The organism is Sphingomonas sp. EU05-FHT14C10, assembly GCF_058790595.1.
The window spans coordinates 1-15,488 of the sequence record NZ_JBYTEN010000010.1 but is presented as its reverse complement, the minus strand read 5'-3'; the positions used below and the strand labels follow the sequence as shown (position 1 = coordinate 15,488).

Genomic DNA, 15,488 nt, shown 5'->3' with positions numbered 1-15,488 from the left:
ATGCGGAATTCGGCACTGACGGCTGCCGACCCAATTACAGACGCTCCCCGACCTGCGCATGAGCGACTACTCTTGCCGGAACCCGCCACTTCCGCTTCGTTGAGTGAAGCGGCAGCAGCGCGCTCCAAAGTCGGACGTTCGAAGGCGCCCGCGACAATCCCGAAACTTGCCGTTGCATCCAAACCGCCAAGAATATTGACTTTGCGCTTCCGAAAGGGCTCATTGGCTCGAGATGGGGTTTGCGATCTCCCCATGAGGCGTCAGCCGAAGTGTCGCGTCCCGTTTCAATGAGGACGCACTATGCCTGCACTCCACTCGATTTCGTCCGAGAAGCTAGCGCGGCTAATCGGATTGCCGAACGCGCCACTGGTCATCGATCTGCGCGATGGTCCGGCGGCGACTATCCCTGGCTCGGTGTTTCGCGATCCGGGCAATCCGCTGCAATGGGCTGCGCGCCTCTCGGGCGCGGTCGTGTTGGTCGACGAAAGGGGTGAGGGAGCAACGGCCATCGCAGCAGCGCTCCGCAGCGAGGGCATCGCCGCGGAAGTCCTTGAAGGCGGCTACGCCGATTGGGCGGCCGGGGAGTATCCGATCACATCACTTGCGCATTTGCCGGCGCGCCACGACGACGGGCGGACCTGGTGGGTGACCCGCGCACGACCCAAAGTCGACCGTATCGCCTGTCCATGGCTGATCCGCCGATTCGTCGATCCCGATGCGCGGTTCCTGTACGTCCCGCCGGCCGATGTGCTGACGACGGCAGAGCAGCTTGGGGCCGAACCATTCGATATTTCCGATGATCGCGTATTCTGGAGCCACCGCGATGAACGTTGCACCTTCGACCTGATGGTTGAGGCCTTCGGGTTGGGCGGCCATACCCCGCTCGCTTATCTCGCCGACATCGTGCGAGGCGCCGATACCGACCGGCTTGATGCCGCGCCTGAGGCGGCTGGGCTGCTCGCTGTCTCGCTCGGCCTCTCACGCAACCACAGCGACGATCACGAGCAGCTCGAAGCCGGCATGGCGATCTACGACGCGCTCTACCGCTGGTGCCGCGACGCGCGTGACGAAAAGCACAATTGGACCTCGCACCAGCCGACCCGCAGCAAGGTGCTATCGTGACCCCCGCGACATTGGGCACGGCCGCGCCTTCGCGGCCGGAGCCGGTGACGCTTGGCCAGGCCTTCTGGATCTGGCTGAGAATTTCGTTGCTGTCGTTCGGCGGCCCTGCCGGGCAGATCGCGGTGATGCATCGCATCCTGGTCGAGGAGAAACGCTGGATCGGCGAGCATCGATTCCTGCATGCCCTCAACTACTGCATGCTCTTGCCTGGCCCGGAGGCGCAGCAGCTCGCCACCTATATCGGCTGGCTGATGCACCGGACGAAAGGCGGAATCGTCGCGGGCGTGCTGTTCATACTCCCAGGGGCGATTGCGATCATGGCGCTGAGCTGGATCTACGTTCTTTATGGGCGGGTCGGGTTCGTCTCCGCGCTGTTTTTCGGGCTCAAGGCCGCGGTCCTGGCGGTCGTGCTGCAAGCCGTGGTCAGGATCGGAGGGCGAGCACTCAAGACCATGGCCGCACGTTTGATTGCCGTCGCCGCGTTCGTGCTGATATTCTTCTTCGCCGCGCCGTTCCCGTCGATCGTGCTCGGGGCAGGGGTGATCGGCTGGATCGCGAGCCGGCGCGGCAGCACGGCGTTCAAGGGCGGCGGCGGGCATGGCGCGAGCGGTGGCGAGGTCGTGGCGGACGCCGGTACGCTGCTCGGTGAGGAATTACCCGCACATGCCCGGCCGAGTTGGCGGGAGACGGTGCGAACGGCGCTGATCTGGCTCGTTCTGTGGCTTGCGCCCGTCGCGGCGCTGATCGCGTTGCTCGGCCCTGACAATGTTTTCGGCCGGATCGCGACGTTCTTCTCCGTCATGGCGACCGTGACGTTCGGCGGAGCCTATGCGGTGCTCGCTTACGTCGCGCAGGAAGCGGTCGGGTCGTATCACTGGCTCCAACCCAAGGAGATGCTCGACGGGCTGGGCATGGCCGAGACGACGCCCGGGCCGCTGATCATGGTGCTCCAGTTCGTCGGCTTTCTCGGTGCGTATCGCTCAGCCGAGGACATATCGCCACTGCTTGCGGGGACGCTTGGTGGGTTGCTCGCGACGTGGGTGACATTCGTGCCTTGCTTCTTATGGATTTTCCTCGGCGCGCCGTTCATCGAACGGCTGCGCGGCAATGTCGCCGTTGCGGGCGCGCTGTCGGCGATCACTGCGGCGGTGGTCGGCGTTGTGTTGAACCTCGCGGTCTGGTTCGCGCTACACACACTCTTTCGCATAACCGTGCCGGTCGCGCTCGGTCCGGTCGGCTTCGATGCCCCAGTGTTGGCCAGTGTTGACCTTTGGGCGGCGGTGCTGGCGGCGGCCGCGATCGTCGCGGTGTTCCGGTTCCGGGTCGGTATGATCGCCACGTTGGTGGCGAGTTCGCTCGCGGGGATAGCACTTCACCTGCTGGGACTGATTGGCTGAGGAGAAGGACATGCAAATCGATCGACGCGCAGCGATGATGGCCGGTCTGGCGGTGGGTGTGGCAGCGATGCCCGGCGTTGCGAACGCACAGGGCGCAGCCCCCCCGCCGGTCGGCTTTTCGCCCAAGCCCCTGCCGTTCGATCCGGCGGCGATCACCGGATTGTCGGCGAAACTCCTGACCAGTCACCACGACAACAACTACGTCGGGGCGGTGAAGCGGCTCGGTGTAATCCGGGCGCAGTTTGCCAAGACCGATTCGCTGACCGTGCCAGGGTACGCGCTCAACGGTCTCAAGCGCGAGGAGCTGATCGCCTGGAACTCGATGATCCTGCACGAGATCTATTTCTCTGGGCTTGGCAGCACGTCGAAGCCCGGCGCGAAACTGGCGCAGGCAATGGAGCGCGATTTCGGCAGCCACACCCGCTGGGCGGCAGAGTTCACCGGCATGGGCAAGGCGTTGGGTGGCGGCTCGGGCTGGGTGCTGCTCCAGTGGAGCGAGCATGACGGCCGGCTGGTCAATCAATGGGCCGCAGATCACACGATGGCGCTCGCCGGCGGCATGCCCCTCATCGCGCTTGATATGTATGAACATGCCTATGCGATCGACTATGGCGCAAAGGCTGGCGACTATGTCGACGCGTGGATGAAGGTGCTGAGTTGGGACGTGGCCAGCCGGCGCTTCGACCGTTTTGCCCAACCAAACTAACGCACGCCGTCAGTTAATACGCGCCCTATAAGCAGTCGTTTGCGGGTCGGTGGCGTCACTCCCAAAATTGTCGTAAGCTCGCAGGCGTATTGCCAAAGGTTTTGCGCGTCGCGCTGATGAAGCTGGCGTACGTATCGAACCCTGCCATGAGCGAAACCTCAATGAGCGATAAAGAGCGGTCCCGCATCAGAATTGCGCCATATCTGGCGCGCTCTTGCAGAACATATTGCCAAATCGAGCGGCCGATAGCCGCCCGGAACGTGTGATTGAGGTAGTACGGGCTGGTTGCTGCCGCGCTCGCGATCGCCGTTATGTCGATCCGATCCGTCAGGTGAGCGTGGATGTACTCCAGCGCGTGTCGTACCCGGTCAACTTCTCCATGGTGCCGACGGGATAGATTGAAGTGTGCGCTGGCCTTTGCCAGACTCGGCGCCAATGCAAGGAAGATCGCGTCGCCCACGAGCGAGCCGTGCGGTTGCCCAGCGGCGGCGTCGGCGAACATTGCGCGCAGCAGGCGAACCATGTGGGGTGCGGTCAATTCGATGCGCGTGCGGACGTCGTGCTCGATCCGCTCGTCGTCGCAACCAAGCGCTGCCGCAAGGGCGGCATCGGTAAAATAGAAGCAGGCGGACTCGAACGTGTCGTCCCAGCGCGTCATGCCGCCTGCGCCGGCCTCGATCATCGTTACGATGCCGGGCGCGTTGCGCCCCAATTGGCGCCTGCCGTCCATGTGAAGACCGAAGCGTAAAGGGTTACGCTCAAGCGGAAGGGCGATGTGATGAAAGGCCGCCCCGGGAGCGTCGAACTCGATCGCACCGATCCGCGAATGCTCCATCGCACAGAACGACCATTCGCCCCGCCTGATCACCGCATGCGCCAGTTCGGGGGGGATGCGGCTCAGTCCCGCTGGCGACAAAGGGGCCGATCGGCGCATTCCCGCATCCTTCAAAAAAGCACGAATCCGAAATACGTCGGGCAGCTTGGCAAGTTATCATTCGCAGTAACAGCCTGAGGGCCATTTGGAGATGATCCGGTGCCAAGTCATTCCATGTTGCGATCCGCGCTCCAAGCCCGCGGGCTTGTGGGAATTGCGCTGCCATTGACGCTGATGAACGGCGTGCTGGCCGCTCAGCAGGCGCGATCTGTTGGTGCGGCACCGGATACCATTCTTTTTGACGGCAGGATTTTTACCGGCGACCCAACGCGGCCTGCGGCGCAGGCCCTGGCCATTCGCGGCGATCGCATTGTCGCGGTCGGGGATGATGCGACTGTCAAGCCAATGGCCGACGCCCATACCAAGATCGTGGATCTGGGCGGCCGGACCGTGATTCCGGGACTGAACGACGCGCATACGCATCTCGCGATATGGCCGCAAAATCAGGTCGGGATTGAGACGGAGGGCTATGATCCCAGTTGGTCCGATATCGCGGCGGCGACCAGGAGGGCGGCGGCCAAGGCTGAACCGGGCGCGGTCCTCTCAGGCACGATCGGACCGCTTGTTACCTACGATGCCAAGATCGACCGCTTGGCGCTCGACGCAATCGAGCCGAACCACCCTGTGGTGCTGAACACCTTCGACGGGCATGCCTACCTCCTCAACAGTGCTGCACTGCGAAAACTCGGGATCGACGAGTCCATTCGCGATCCGGTCGGCGGCAAGTATGAGCGAACCGACGGGAAGCTCAACGGCTGGGCGCGCGAATATGCCGCAGGCGACGTCACTCGGCGGCTCGCTACTCTCACCAGCGATGCCGACGCGATGGCGGCACTCAAGAGGCAGCTCAATCGTGCCGCGAGTTATGGCATAACGAGCATACAGGATCTGCCGGGTGATATGAGTCCGGAGCGGTTTGCCAAGCTGGCAGCGGCCATTCCGACACCGATCCGCTTGCGCATCACCCGCATGAACATGACGACACCGACCGGGCCGGATTTTGTTGAGGGACGTAACGCGCCGCGCCACCCGTCGCCGATGATTGCGATTAACGGCACCAAATGGCTGATCGACGGCGTTATTTTCGAAGGCAGCCTGAACCCGCGAGCAGGGGGTGCAGCGGGTGTAAAGATCGCCGGCAGCCCTTACAGCTATTCCGGTCTGCCAATGCTGTTCGGCCGTCGCGACATCGACTCCATCGTGCGCGACGCGTTGACGCGGAACGATCAGCTGGAGGTCCATGTCTTCGGACGACCGGCGGCAATTGCAATGCTCGACGCGCTGGAGCGCACCGGCGGCGCGCGGGTCTGGGCGACGCGCAGGGTTCGCTTCGAACATGGCGATGGGCTCACGCCCGATCTGTTCGAGCACGCCAAGCGCCTCGGCATCATCGTATCGCAGCAAGGCACGCATCTGATGATCGGCGGCATCGCGACGAGCCTGAGTGACGATTACATCGCACGGCTGCGAGCCGAGAAGGCACAGTCGCTGCGTTCCCTGTTGGCAGCAGGCATTCCGGTCGCACTCGGATCGGACGGGCCGATCAATCCCTATCTCAGTCTGCTTGGGGCGGTGACCAATCCCGATCGACCCGATGAAATCATCACGATGGAGCAAGCCGTAGGCTGTTACACTTATGGCTCCGCCTACGCCGAGTTCCAGGAGAGCGAAAAGGGGACGATCGCGGTTGGGATGCTGGCTGATATCGCCGTGCTGTCACAGGACATTTTTTCCGCGAAGCCCGATACGCTTCCAAGCACCACGTCGGTCCTAACGTTGGTCGGAGGGCGGGTGGCCTACGATAGCCACCAACTGGGATTGTCGACGTCTGCGATTGGTGACACGCCTCGAAGAGGAGACCCGGATCGGCAAGGGCGGGACCCTGGCGGGACAGCTCTCGCGGCTCGACCTGGTGGTGTTCGATGAGCTTGGATATCTGCCGTTCGCGCGCTCTGGTGGCCAGCTCCTGTTCCACCTGATCAGCAAGCTCTACGAACGCACCAGCGTCGTTATCACGACCAACCTCGCCTTCGGCGAGTGGCCTACCGTGTTCGGGGATCCCAAGATGACCACGGCTCTGCTCGACCGCGTCACCCATCACTGCGATATCGTCGAGACCGGCAATGACAGCTGGCGCTTCAAAAACCGCAGTTAACCGCCACTCTCACCCCTGCTTCAGAACGGACTTGCGCTGGGTGCGCCTCCGGCCGGGCTACGCCCGACCTCCGCCGCACCCAGCGCAGGGCGTCACCCACAACCCTCCGCTCAATCTCGAAAAGGGGGTCCCTCTTCGACGCCGATACGGGGTCCCGTTTGCGCGCCGTTTGACAGTTGGGGCTGATGTTGATGGGCACGAAGCCGCTCGCGATGTTCAGCTACACTGACGGCTATGAGGTCGATTGCGTTCTGCGCTACCTGAGGATGTTCGACCGGCATGCTGCGGTCGGCCGATTTACAAGGCACGAGAAGGTGTCACCGCTACAGCAGCTGAACGGGACGCTTTACCATCAGGTCTTTTACACGCTGCCCAACGAGGATTGGCGCGTGAATGCCATGTTGGAGCTGCTTGCCTTGCCGGGAGCGTGGTCCAATGAACGCGAGCGTCGATACGGCATGCTACTCGGCTACGAAGATTGGCAGAATGACATTTGGCTTCTCCGCCACCCTGTCCCGTGACGATGCTCGCAGCCCGCACCGCGTGCCCGCCGGTTTATGGGTTCACAGCCTAGTCTAAATTGCCGTTACGGACTTCCCAGTTGGTCCTGAAGATTTATCTTAGAGCGGCTATCGTCGCCTGGCGCGCCACCAGCTTCCATCCATCGCTTCGCTTCACCCAGATATCGGTGAACGGCCGCATAACTTGCTGCCCTGCACCTGGCCCCTTGATAGGGACGAGGGTGTCGTAGCCCATCACGACGGTCATCTCGGGCTTCTGTCCGACGAACGTGATATGCTTCTTGAACTCTCTGTAGTCGAGGAAGTCGCGCTCCATTACCGCGATGACCTGGTCGCGATTGAGCACCTCGTTATTGGGAGAGTTGACGACGAAGTCCTCGGCCCAAACGGCTTTAAGGCCTTCGCTGTCGTGGTTGCGGATAGCCTTTCCCAGCCGCCCATAAGCCGAACCGATTTCACTCGGTAGCGAGGTCGCTGGCGCTTGCTGCGCGCTCGCAGGGGTTGCTAAGCCGCAGATAACGGCCGCAACCAAAAATACTCGACGCAGCATCCCGAAACGTCCTTTGCAACCTTCGATCCCGCTGTCTGTAACGACGGCCCGAACCGGGATATTGAACGAAGGCGACACGCCAGTCTGAGGGACGAACTTTTCGTTCCTGGGCAGCAACTTTCTGTCAAAGCACGGGAGTTACCGTTTGGGGCGGAACTTCATCCTCGACCATTGCAAGGGAAACGACGGGATGTGATGTTGCCTTGCGCTTGGAGGTTCGATGAACGCCCTGAGACAGTTTTTGGACCGGCAAGTGTTTTCGGGATTGATGTTCGTCCGCATCCGACCCGAGCCGGGTCGAATCGCGCTGCCAGACATGTGCTGCGACCTGGTGTGGCGAGGAGAGCGGTTGATGCTCTCCGGTCCGATGAGCCGCGGCCATGCGATCGAAAGCCATGGCGGCGAGATCCAGCTTCTCAATCTCGATCCGCTCGCATTTCGCGCACTTGCCGGGATGCCGATGGTTGAACTGACCGACCAGTGCATACCGATCGCCGATCTGCTCCCCGACCTGGCCGGGCCCATGGCGGAGCTGTTCTTCACAGGACGTGCCGGTGATCTGGTCGAGGCCCCGTCCAGACGACGGCACCATCCGCGCATCGGCCGAGCTGCCGAAGCGATCCGCGCCGGGGCAACCGTTGCGAAAGCGGCGGAGCTGGTATCGCTGTCGGTGCGTCAACTCGAACGATAATTTCTCGATCAGCTTGGTTTGTCCCCCAATCGTTTCCGCCGGATCATGCGGCTGAGGCATTCGATCGAGCTTGCCAAGGCTGGTGAGACGCTGGCGGGAGCCGCAGCCATGGCGGGCTTCGCGGATCAGCCACATTTCACGCGGGAAGCCAAAGCGTTGACCGGACGCAGCCCTGCCGCACTTTTACCCAATGTCGGGAAGCTTCAAGACAGCATCGTCGCCGCACGCGATTACTGATCGAACCAGAATTGGCGAAGAGGGGCAATACCGGTGGAAGATAATGGTGATTCAGTCGAACAGCGCAACTTGGCTGTGGTTGCTCGAATGAACGACGCATTCAACGCCCACGACTTCGCAACGGCAGTCGCCTGCCACGCTCCGGAATTTGATAATCACGGACGTCAGGTGCCTCGCGAGATCATGCACGCGATCTACCGCGATATCGTCATGCGCTTCCCCGACATCGCGATTGAGGTCGAGGACATGCTCGCTCACGGCGACAGCGTTGTGGTCCGATGGGTGTACTGCGGCACTCATTTGGGCATGGGCAAATTGCCCATCGACGGCGGTCAGATGGTGGACGTTCCTCCGACCGGCCGCAGCTTTGCCGTGCAGCATCTGCATTGGTTCAAACTGCAGGACGGGTTGATTATCGCTCATCGTGGCTGTCGCGACGACGTGGGTATGCTGGTGCAACTGGGGCTATTACCGGAACCGCCGCCCTTCATACCGCCTAATCATTTTGATGCGATCATTGGGTGAGGCGGTCGTCCGCAATGCGCCCGATTGTGTTGAAAAACTCCTCGTGGGCCGATCACAGTGGTCGGCACTGAAATACCGATGCCATAAAGGCTCGCCAGTTGTAGTTTAATAACTCGTCAGGCGAGCCGTGCGAACTCATGTTGCACTCCATCGCTGTCGGTCAGCCGCTCACGGAGTTTTTCAACACAATCGGATTGGAAGCCGTCATCGCGGCGGCGCCCGCAGGATCCGTCAGATAAGCACCCCATCTTCGCCGTTCAGACGGTTTGTGGGCTTGCCCAAAAGCCGCCGCTTGGTAACCGTCACATTGATGGAGGGCGTCATGGATGCCGGATAAGGTCGTCCGGTCGGTGGTTGGCGCTCATTATCGGTTTGGCCAGACAAGCTGATGGCTGCAATGGGCCTCAATATCGGTCGTAGATGGACACCGCAGTTGTTCTCGATAGCTGCCCTTCGTTCGTCGAGCAGGAGCGGGTTGGCTAAGCGACTGACGTTGGGAACTTTTCCGTCATTCCCGGTGGCCTCCGCCAACGACGGCTCCGGTCAGAACCGGACATCCCCCGCTTGATCGCATCGGCGGCTAGATACGAGCAGGGCTGCCATGCTCAGCGCTTCTCCCTCTCAGGCGGCTTGTCGAAGTGCAGCGTGATCGCGCGGCCATCATAGGCGACGGTGCGGAAATCTGCCCCAACGCCTGTGCGATCCATCACCTGCACCCTAAGCGTTCGCTGTTTCACCATACCGGCGAAGGTGCCGTGCCGCGCGCCGATCGTCAGCGTGCGGGCCGCATCGTCCCAGCGCAGATCGTAACGCGCCGACTGGCCCTTTTCGTAGGCGTAGGTCTCGTTATCGTCCTCGTACAGCGTGAACCGACCGTTGGCGCCGGGATAGATGCGCACATCATAGGGCGAATCGGGCTGCTCGGTCGCATATTGCAGCACCGGCCCCATCGGCAGGATCGTGCCCGCACGGACATAGAGCGGTATCACGTCGAGTGGCGCGTCGCGCGTGACATTCTCGCCGCCGTGATACCGCTGGTTGCTCCAAAAATCGTACCAGTCCTGCCCACGCGGCAGATAGGTTCGCATCGTGAGGTCGCGCGGCGCGTTCAGCACCGCCGCATCGCGCTTCAACGCGCCCGGCGTGCGCCAGATGAAGCGGAACACGCGCCCGCCTTCGGGGTGGAAGAATTCGAGCTGCACCGGCAGCCGCTCGCCCTTCTTCAGCGTGTAGCGCACCGTGCGCGTGCGGGTGGCGCTGCGGTTCCAGTCGTCGATCGCGGGCTTGCCATTCAGGAACAGGCGCATCCCGTCATTGCCGGTCAGGCCAATCTCATATTCGCCATCCTCGGGCGCGATCAGATCGCCCTGCCAGCGCGCGGAGAAATGGCTGAGCGAGGTGAGATCCGGCGGCAGCTCGGCAAGCGGCGGATCGGGCCAGGTGTGGTCGATCTTCGCATCGAGCGCGGTTCCTGCCGGTTTCTCGAAATTCTCGCCCGCAAAATACTGGACGGCGAGCCCCGCCTTGCCATCGGCGCTGCGTAGCACGTCGGCCGGCACCACGTTCGCCGCCGAGGGCAGGATATTGTACATCGCGCGCGTAACCGGATGGACCAGCAGCGACGATCCGAACATGAAGCTGTCGTTGACATTCCTGACCGCCGGATCGTCGGGAAAATCCATGGGCAGCGCCCGCATCAGCGTATAGCCGTCCGAGGTGACCTTCGCCGCAAGGCTGTAGATATAGGGCAGCAGCCGGTAGCGCAGGTGCACGCTGTCCAGCAGGGTCTTGTACACCGCCGGATCGAGTGTCTTGAATATATAGGGCTCGCGCTCGACGCTGGTGCCGTGCACGCGCATGATCGGGTTGAACGTCGCATATTGGAACCAGCGCGCGAACAGCTCGCGCCAGGCCGGGTTCTTCTCGCCGCCGGGAAAATCGCTGACGAAGAAGCCGCCAGTATCCTGCGTCCAATAGGGATTGCCGGTGATGGTGACGTTCACGCCGCCCGATACCTGCTGCGCGAAGGTGCGCCAGTTGGCGTAAATGTCGCCCGACCAGGATGCGGCAGCGGTGCGCTGCGCGCCCGCCCAAGCCGAGCGGGTGAGGGTGAAGACGCGCTTGTCGCTGGTCGCGCGCTCGCCGTCATAGGTGCCTTGTGTCGTCATCAGCGAATAGGGGTTGAGATAGCGGGTGAAGTCACCCAGCGCGTTGCTGCCCAGCGCCTTGGTGTCGCGCACATTGTCGACCGGGTTCCACATCGCCGAGCTGACCTCGACCTCGGTACCGTCCATCCAGAGCGCGTCGACGCCTTTGTCGAGTAGGCCGGACTTGACATATTTGAAGTAGATTTTGCGGCCGAGCGGGCTGTAGGCATCGTACACGCGCGCCTGTTTGGAAATCCAGTGCAGCGACTTGAAGCGCAGATCGTAGCGATCAAGCTCATGCGCGAGCGGCGTGTCGTTGCCGATCGACGGCCAGATCGACACCATCAGCTTCATGTGCAGATCGTGGATCTCGCGGCTCATCGCGGCCGGGTCGGGATAGCGCTTCGGGTCCCACATCATGCCGGACCAGGTGCCGTCCTTGTCGCCGCCCCAATATTGCCAGTCCTGCACGATGTAATCGAGCGGAAACTGCTCCTTGCGGAAGGTGCGTGCGACCTCCAGGAGGCGCGCTTCAGTGGGGTAGCGCTCCTTGCTCATGAACAGGCCGAATGCCTGTTTGGGGAACATCGGCGCGTCGCCGGTCAGCCAGCGATAGGCGCCGATCACGCCGTCCATCGTGTCGCCTGCCATGATGTAATAATCGACACCGCCCGGCGCGCTTTCCGCCCACAGCCGCGCCCCGTCCGCATCGTCCTTGAAGCGCATCTGCGAATAGGTATCCCAAAGTACGCCGTAGCGTTCGGTCGAAACCATGACCGGGATGATGATGCCGACATTAGTCTGGACGAGCAGTAGATCCTTGCCGCGCCGGTTCACATCGTCGTCGCTGGTGAAGCCGAAGCCGTAAATGCCTTCATCCGGCTTGAGCGTGAAGCGGTTCTCGACCTCGTAGGTGGGGGCGTTGGCGATAGTGCGCTTGGTGATCGTCTGCGGCGCGTCCGCTTTTTCGCGGGTGAGCAGGCGGCCGGTGGCATCGTAATAGCTGGCCGCGCCGCTGTGCTTGTCGATCGCGACGCGCAACTTCGTGCCGCTCAGCGTGAGTGAGTCAGCCGTTTCGCCCAGCGTGAAGGGCACATCTTCGGGCGCGCGGATCACGACGAGACTGCGCGCGGTCCAGTAGGACTGACCGAGATTGGCGGTCACCCGCACGACGCCGGGCGCATAGAAGATCACCGATTTGGTGACCCCGCCGAGCGTGAACTGCACGCCGCTGCGTAGGCGGTGGAAATGGAATGCCGCATCCGGCGCGGGCGCGACCGCCTGCAACTGGCCGAGCGCATCGAGGCCGCTCGGCGCCTGTGCGAAGGCGGGGGCTGCCGTCGCCAGCGCGGCAGCGGCGATCCATCGTGCGTTCATGCGCCCGCTCCTTTTCGTGTCGGTTCGAATTGCCAGCTATCCATATCCACCAGCGACCGCGCGTTGCCGCCGCGGAAGACCAGGTAGAGATCATGTACGCCGCGCGCGCCCGATACGGTGGCGGTCTTCTCCTGCCAGCCGCGCACATCGCCGACCGGCAGCATGGCGATGACCGGCCCATCGGTGCGATCCAGCCGCAGCTCGATCGCCGCGCCCGGCGTGCCGTTGGCGACGCGCGCCCGGAACGCGCCCGCGCCCGCGCCGAAATCGACGCCTGCGACCTTGATGTAGCTGCGGTCGGCGGTGCGGGTGACGTACACGCCGCCGCGATCGTCCTGCGCGGTGGTGACGCCGGGCGTCCACGCATAGGGCCGGTCGCGGTCGCGCCTGATCCGCGAGGTCCAGGCGATCGTCTCTGCCTCGACGCGGGTGTAGGGATTCAGCGTGCCGATCTGCGGCGCGGCGGTCTTGTCCCACCAGTGGAGGTTGGGGATGGTGCCGTCCGCATTGTAGGTGAATTTCGCGACCGAGACCGAGCGGCGTTCGTGGTGGATCGGCGTCGTCGCGAAGTTCAGGTCGTAGCTGAAGCCGAACAGGTACGATCCGCCCTTATAGTCGATGATGCCGGGATGGTTGCCGGTGGCGCGGGTGTCATGATCCATGATCGGCCCCTTGTACGTCCACGGACCCGTGGGGCGATCGCTCATCGCATAGCCGATCCCCTCCGAGCAGCAGGTCGAGGCGAAGGCCATGTAATAATGCCCGCCGCGCCCGTAGAACCACGGCCCCTCCTGATAATCGGTGATGCGCGGCTGCACCTTTGTGATCGGACCGGAATAGCTCACCATGTCGCGGTTGAGCTTGACGTACCACAGGTCCGGGTTGCCCCAGTAGAGATAGGCTTGGCCGTCTTTGTCGATCCAAACGGTCGGGTCGAAATAGCCTTCGCCCGGCGCGATCAGCGGCTTGCCGAGCACGTCGCGGAACGGCCCGGCGGGAGTGTCGGCGACCGCGACCGCGATCACGTTGCGCGGCGATCCCGCCACGGTGACCGGCGCATAGAGGTAGAACTTGCCGTTCCGCGCGACCACCTGTGGCGCCCAAGCGTCGTTGGTCTGGTTCGCCCAGGGAAAGGTTTTGAGCGAGGCGACCACGCCGCGATCGGTCCAGTTCGCCATGTCGGTCGAACTGTAGAACCGCCAGTCGAGCATCCTGAAGCCCTCGGCATCGTCCTCGTCGTGGCTGGTGTAGAGATATACCACGCCGTCCTGCACCATCGGCGCGGGATCGGCGGTGAAGCGCGTCTGGACGATCGGCGCGCTCGCCTGCGTGGCGACGGGCGATGCCGCCGCGATGAGCGCGGCGACGAGTGGGCGGACGAGGCGTGGCATGGCGGGTCTTTCCCGGATCAGGACGTGACGGTGACGATCACGCGCGCATAGCGGGTGAGCGGCGGCGAGCCCTTGTCGGTCACGCGGACGATAAAATGCGCCTCGCGCGGCTCGGTGACGACAGGCGCGGTGAAATCGACCGTGTGAGTGTTGGCGGCGATGCCGTTCGGGATCACCGTGCGCCAGTGGCCGACCTCGGCATAATGGAACCACTGGAAGCTGAGGCTGTCGCCATCCGGATCGGTGCTGTCGATCGCGCTCAGCACGAAGCGGGTGCCCGATTTGACCGTGATCCGTTCGGGCGCGGAGAGCTTCACCACCGGCGGGTGGTTGGCGTGGGCGATCGGCTCGGTCGTCCACAGCATGCGCGCGGCAAAATCGTTCTGGAAATCGTCGCGCCAGCGCCAGATGCCGGCACGGAAATCCTTGATCTGCCGATCCGACGGCGTATGCGCGCGGCCAAACTCGCGCTGCTGCCACGGCATGTAGCTGTCGATCGCGTTGGTCCAGATGGGGCGGGTCTCCGGCTCGATCGGCACATTGCTGAACCCGCTCGGATCGACGGTGGCGATCGGCGGCGTGTAGAGTTCGTAGCGCCCGCCCCAGCCGCCCCAATCGGGATGTTCGGGCACGCTCAAGCCATTGGGGATCAGCGAGAGCCAGGACGGCGTATCGCCCTCCATCCCGTAAGCGACATCGGGATAGATCGCACCGAGCGGGCCGTGGCCCTGCTGGATATGCTCGCGCAGCCAGCCGTTGCTGATCGTCGTATTGTCGGCGCCATCGATCAGCGTGTTGATCCCGGTCCATGTGCCCGCACCATAACCGCCGGGGCTGACCACGTAGAACAGATCGGGGAAGGTGCGCCTGATCCATGCGCCGCTATCGTCCTGATCCGAGATCGTATAGACGCGCAGCTTCGCGATCAGCCGCTTCGCCGCGGCGGGCGTGCGGGTCTCGCGGATCGTGTAGAGCGCCTGCCCCAGCGTGTTGACGCCGCCCCATGCCGTTACCCAGAGCGGGCGCGGATCGGGCCGCTCCAGCGCGGCGATGATGGCGCGCGAACCGGCGCTGTCCTTGCCCGCGCCGACCATCGCCATACCGTATCCCGGCTGCCCGTCCTGCACCAAGCCGAGCAGCCGGTCCGCGCTCGGATAGCCGGTTTCGTGCAGCGCGAGGTTCGGCTGCACCTTGGCATAGGCGCGGATGATGCGGCGGATGGAATCGGGGTAGATTGCCGTCTTCATGTGGACGGAGGTGGTCGCGATCAGACCTTCGAGGTCGATCTCGCTCGCATAGAGCAACAGGCGGGTGAAGCTTTCCGTATCGTCGGGATCCGCCTCGATATCGCTCAGCACGATCAGCCGCTGCTTCGGCGCAGGCGCAGAGATCGGCGCCTGTGGCGTGGCAGTGGCGGCGGGCGCAACAAGAATTGCCACGCACCCCAGCATGACCCGAAACATCCGCATCCTTACCTCGACATCCCGGTCGCTCATTCGACCTTTGAGGACGATCTAACGGGCAGAGCTCTAATAGTCATACTAAATCAGCGAACGATGTCCCGTGTCGACCGATGGATCTCAACGGCAGTCCTCGGGCAACTAACTGCCCGTAGATTGATCATCGCCACCCGCGGCGGCTTTGGGCCTGAACGGTCATGACGTGACCCCCGGCTTTCATCCAGCGGCAACCAGAGACCGATCATTGTTGTCGCGCATCAGCGCAGGTGAAGCAA

Annotated in this window: 13 protein-coding genes and 2 pseudogenes; 9 read left to right on the top strand and 6 right to left on the bottom strand. The window is 63.1% G+C overall.

Annotated features, from left to right (window positions below; all coding sequences use genetic code 11):
- Positions 1-300: 300 nt before the first annotated feature.
- From AC3WT0_RS11340 to AC3WT0_RS11330, 3 genes are read left to right on the top strand one after another with little or no spacing between them, the layout of a single operon-like run.
- Positions 301-1,122 carry a chromate resistance protein ChrB domain-containing protein gene (locus AC3WT0_RS11340; RefSeq protein ID WP_492753670.1) on the top strand — a complete coding sequence of 274 codons (822 nt, stop codon included), beginning with the start codon at positions 301-303 and terminating at the stop codon, positions 1,120-1,122.
- Between the two features lie 44 nt (positions 1,123-1,166).
- Positions 1,167-2,519, top strand: a complete 1,353-nt coding sequence (gene chrA, locus AC3WT0_RS11335) for a chromate efflux transporter (RefSeq protein WP_492753669.1) — start codon at positions 1,167-1,169, stop codon at positions 2,517-2,519.
- A complete protein-coding gene (locus AC3WT0_RS11330) occupies positions 2,512-3,225 on the top strand; it encodes a superoxide dismutase (protein ID WP_492753667.1) in 714 nt (237 codons plus the stop codon). The genes chrA and AC3WT0_RS11330 overlap by 8 nt, the downstream gene beginning before the upstream one ends.
- Positions 3,226-3,280: 55 nt before the next feature.
- On the opposite strand, the gene AC3WT0_RS11325 is transcribed toward AC3WT0_RS11330, so the two are convergent.
- Positions 3,281-4,159, bottom strand: a complete 879-nt coding sequence (locus tag AC3WT0_RS11325; RefSeq protein WP_492753665.1) for a helix-turn-helix transcriptional regulator — start codon at positions 4,157-4,159, stop codon at positions 3,281-3,283.
- 114 nt (positions 4,160-4,273) lie between these two features.
- Between AC3WT0_RS11325 and AC3WT0_RS11320 the strand changes: the two genes are divergently transcribed.
- The 3 genes and pseudogenes from AC3WT0_RS11320 to AC3WT0_RS11310 all read left to right on the top strand — a co-directional run bounded on the left by AC3WT0_RS11320 (position 4,274) and on the right by AC3WT0_RS11310 (position 6,835).
- Positions 4,274-6,085: an amidohydrolase gene (locus tag AC3WT0_RS11320; RefSeq protein ID WP_492753732.1), complete on the top strand. Its 1,812-nt coding sequence runs from the start codon at positions 4,274-4,276 to the stop codon at positions 6,083-6,085.
- Positions 5,994-6,314, top strand: a pseudogene (locus AC3WT0_RS11315) (ATP-binding protein); the annotation flags it as partial. The gene AC3WT0_RS11320 and the pseudogene AC3WT0_RS11315, both read left to right, overlap by 92 nt.
- Positions 6,315-6,499: 185 nt before the next feature.
- Complete coding sequence (locus AC3WT0_RS11310; RefSeq protein ID WP_492753664.1) at positions 6,500-6,835, top strand: hypothetical protein; 336 nt, start codon at positions 6,500-6,502, stop codon at positions 6,833-6,835.
- 94 nt (positions 6,836-6,929) lie between these two features.
- On the opposite strand, the gene AC3WT0_RS11305 is transcribed toward AC3WT0_RS11310, so the two are convergent.
- Positions 6,930-7,385, bottom strand: a complete 456-nt coding sequence (locus AC3WT0_RS11305; RefSeq protein ID WP_492753662.1) for a nuclear transport factor 2 family protein — start codon at positions 7,383-7,385, stop codon at positions 6,930-6,932.
- Positions 7,386-7,605: 220 nt separating this feature from the next.
- Here AC3WT0_RS11305 and AC3WT0_RS11300 point away from each other — a divergent pair, with 220 nt between their 5' ends.
- The 3 genes and pseudogenes from AC3WT0_RS11300 (at position 7,606) to AC3WT0_RS11290 (ending at position 8,838) form a co-directional block, all read left to right on the top strand.
- Complete coding sequence (locus AC3WT0_RS11300) at positions 7,606-8,076, top strand: DUF6597 domain-containing transcriptional factor (RefSeq protein ID WP_492753661.1); 471 nt, start codon at positions 7,606-7,608, stop codon at positions 8,074-8,076.
- Between the two features lie 12 nt (positions 8,077-8,088).
- Positions 8,089-8,313: pseudogene (locus tag AC3WT0_RS11295) on the top strand (helix-turn-helix domain-containing protein); the annotation flags it as partial.
- An 87-nt stretch (positions 8,314-8,400) separates the two neighbouring features.
- Positions 8,401-8,838, top strand: a complete 438-nt coding sequence (locus tag AC3WT0_RS11290) for an ester cyclase (RefSeq protein WP_492753660.1) — start codon at positions 8,401-8,403, stop codon at positions 8,836-8,838.
- A gap of 231 nt (positions 8,839-9,069) precedes the next feature.
- Here the strand turns inward: AC3WT0_RS11290 and AC3WT0_RS11285 are convergent, their stop codons facing one another.
- From AC3WT0_RS11285 to AC3WT0_RS11270, 4 genes are all read right to left on the bottom strand, one after another.
- Positions 9,070-9,369, bottom strand: coding sequence for a hypothetical protein (locus AC3WT0_RS11285; protein ID WP_492753659.1), 300 nt, complete (start codon positions 9,367-9,369; stop codon positions 9,070-9,072).
- 74 nt (positions 9,370-9,443) lie between these two features.
- Entirely contained in the window at positions 9,444-12,362 is a 2,919-nt protein-coding gene (locus AC3WT0_RS11280; protein WP_492753658.1) for a TIM-barrel domain-containing protein, read from the bottom strand.
- On the bottom strand, positions 12,359-13,753 hold the full coding sequence (locus AC3WT0_RS11275) for a glycoside hydrolase family 43 protein (protein ID WP_492753657.1): 1,395 nt from the start codon (positions 13,751-13,753) through the stop codon (positions 12,359-12,361). Before AC3WT0_RS11275 ends, AC3WT0_RS11280 begins: the two co-directional genes overlap by 4 nt.
- 17 nt (positions 13,754-13,770) lie before the next feature.
- Positions 13,771-15,192, bottom strand: a complete 1,422-nt coding sequence (locus AC3WT0_RS11270; protein ID WP_492753655.1) for a DUF1593 domain-containing protein — start codon at positions 15,190-15,192, stop codon at positions 13,771-13,773.
- Positions 15,193-15,488 lie beyond the last annotated feature (296 nt).